The sequence below is a fragment of the Ferruginibacter sp. genome (genome assembly GCF_031430955.1).
Taxonomy (GTDB): Bacteria; Bacteroidota; Bacteroidia; order Chitinophagales; family Chitinophagaceae; genus Ferruginibacter.
This window is the reverse complement of sequence record NZ_JANPCM010000328.1, coordinates 1-2,082: the sequence shown is the minus strand read 5'-3', so window position 1 is coordinate 2,082 and position 2,082 is coordinate 1. Positions and strand designations below refer to the sequence as shown.

Genomic DNA, 2,082 nt, shown 5'->3' with positions numbered 1-2,082 from the left:
GTATCAATCGAGTACATATAAGTTACTTCAACTTTTGAAGGTAAATATATCCAGCTGCCGTTTTGTTCCAGTGTATGCAGGGTAACTTTTTTAATATCCATCACAGCGCCCAGATCTATTGTGGCATCTAAATCTTTTCCTAAGAAGCCTAAAAACTCATTTCCCTTTGATAAACCTTTTTCGTTTTGTACGCCGTTGACTAAAGTAAACGCACCATCACCGGGATAATTTACGCTGGGTTCGTTTGCAATAGTTATTTTTTTTCCAGTGGCTTTGTTGAAACGGAAATTTTGTGTAACTCTTGATAGTAAATTTTTATCATCATTAATAAACTCTGCAGTTATTCCGTCTGTAGTTTTATTAATAAGAATTGGTTTTGTGTACTCGAATTTTTGAGAGTTTAACACTGACGGTACCCAATTAATTTTACCATTTTTATTATTTGATTCTACTTTCCATAACACACCCTCACTGTTCTCTGTTGGAATTACAGTAGCTTGCAAATCATAATATGCTTTACCATAATTAATTTTCTCTTTATCCAATCTTTCAAAAACACCTGGCAATCTTTTTTCAAAATCATTCCAATTTCTTTTTTCTTTCGGGCTCCACAATACTTCACTTAATGCCATCATTCGTGGAAAGATCATGTACTCTACTTTGCTGGTGTTCTTGATGTATTCTGTCCACAGATTGCCCTGTGCACCTAAAATATGTTTGGCCTGCTCGGCATTTAATACAGCAGGTACTGGTTCGTAACTGTACACTTTCTCCAATGGTAAATAGCCGCCAATGGTAACACTGTCTTCATTTTTACTCTGGCTATGGTCTAAATAACAATGGCTGCCGGGTGTCATTACCACATCATGATTTTGTTTGGCGGCTTCAACGCCGCCTTCTTCACCTCGCCAGCTCATTACTGCAGCATTGGGTGCAAGGCCGCCTTCTAAAATTTCGTCCCAGCCAATAATTTTTTTGCCTTTGCTGTTAATGTATTTTTCTATCCGTTGAATAAAATAACTCTGCAACCCATGTTCATCTTTTAAATTATTAGCTGCAATTAATTGCTGGCAAAATGGTGAACGCTTCCACGATTCTTTCGGGCATTCGTCGCCGCCAATATGAATATATTTTGCCGGAAATAAGGGCATCACTTCATCCAAAACATTTTCTAAAAAATTAAAACTATAATCAGTTGGAGCAAACACATCTTCAAAAACACCCCAGGTTTGCTGCACCTGTTTTCCTTTGCGGCTACCCGCCCATGGTGTACTGGGTAAAACTTTTGTATCTTCTTCAGGAAAACAACTTAACTGCGGATAAGCCGCAATAGCTGCCGAGGCATGCCCGGGCATTTCTATTTCCGGTATCACATCAATGTAGCGGTCGGCTGCATATTGTACCACTTCTTTTATTTGTTGCTGGGTGTAAAAACCTCCGTAACTAATACTGTCGTTGCCCTTGCCTGGGTATCGGCCAATGATAGTGCCATTTCTAAAACCTCCCACTTGTGTGAGCAATGGATATTTTTTTATTTCAATGCGCCAGCCCTGGTCGTCGGTTAAATGCCAGTGAAAAGTATTGAATTTATACGCCGCTAAATAATCAATATATTTTTTTATAAAAGCAACAGGGTAGAAGTGGCGGGAAACATCGAGGTGCATGCCGCGGTATTGGAAACGGGGATGGTCACCAATATATAATTGTGCGAAAGAAAGATTGTTTTTTGATATTGGCGACAACTGGAATAAAGTTTGGAGGCCATAAAAAAATCCCTGCGGAGTACCAGCCCCAATAAGAATTCCATTGTCTGCTATTTTAATTGCATAAGATCCAATACCGGCGCCATACATTTTTCCATCATGTACAAATCTTATTGAATTAATAATATTTTTTTTACTGTAAGTTGTTTTTTCCAGTTTTAAAGCGTAATTATTAAAAATGAAATCATGTAAGAGTGTGCCAAATTTTTCGGGTAATCCGCTGGCAATTATTTTTGTGTTTTTATTAATAGTGAAGCTTCCTTTGCCCATCTTCAAGTCTGCAGGCATTGGCACAATATTTAATTGCGAAAAACATTTC

At 38.0% G+C, this 2,082-nt stretch carries 1 protein-coding gene; it reads right to left on the bottom strand.

Annotation, left to right across the window (positions count from 1 at the left end; translation table 11 throughout):
• On the bottom strand, positions 1–2,051 hold a 2,051-nt coding region (locus ACY65O_RS09315), incomplete at its 3' end, for a beta-N-acetylhexosaminidase (protein WP_462220583.1).
• Between the last annotated feature and the right edge of the window lie 31 nt (positions 2,052–2,082).